Source organism: Pseudomonas sp. P4_C3 (genome assembly GCF_056402075.1).
In genome coordinates this window covers 1-757 of record NZ_JBFUIC010000739.1, presented here as the reverse complement: position 1 = coordinate 757, position 757 = coordinate 1, and the positions used below count along the sequence as shown (strand labels likewise).

Below are 757 nucleotides of genomic sequence, written 5' to 3'. Positions count from 1 at the left end.
GTGGTGCACCTGGGCAACGCCCTCGGCCAAACCGGCGCCAACCTGCCGAAAGTCGACGTGATTCTCTCCAACCCACCGTTCGGCACCGCCAAGGGCGGCGGCGGCCCGACCCGTGACGACCTCACCTACAAGACCAGCAACAAGCAACTGGCCTTCCTGCAGCACATCTATCGCGGCCTCAAACCCGGTGGCCGCGCCGCTGTGGTGCTGCCAGACAACGTACTGTTCGAAGCCGGCGTCGGCACCGACGTACGTCGCGACCTGATGGACAAGTGCAACCTGCACAYTATCCTGCGCCTGCCGACCGGGATCTTTTATGCCCAAGGCGTGAAGACCAACGTGCTGTTTTTCCAGAAAGGCACTGTTGAAAATCCGCGTCAGGATCAGGGCTGCACCCAGCGCGTTTGGGTCTATGACTTGCGCAGCAACATGCCGAGTTTCGGTAAGCGCACGCCGTTTGGTGCCACGCACCTCAAGCCTTTCGAAGAGGCGTACGGGGTCGATGCCAATGGCAACAGCCCGCGTGCGGAGAATGTCGAGGGGATTGCTGAGCTCAGCCGCTTCCGGGTGTTTACTCGCGATGACATTGGGCAGCGTGGAGACTCGCTGGATATCAGTTGGTTGAAGGATGCGGACAGTCTGGATGCCAACGACTTGCCGGCACCGGAGGTGTTGGCGGGTGAGGCGATGGCTGAGCTGACTGAGGCGTTGCATGAGTTGGAAGAGTTGATGAAAGCGCTGGGGGCTGGGGATGAAG

Annotated in this window: 1 protein-coding gene; it reads left to right on the top strand. The window is 61.0% G+C overall.

Annotation, left to right across the window (positions count from 1 at the left end):
* A partial coding sequence (locus AC1DVH_RS32165) for an HsdM family class I SAM-dependent methyltransferase (RefSeq protein WP_477757174.1) occupies positions 1-757 on the top strand: 757 nt, incomplete at both ends.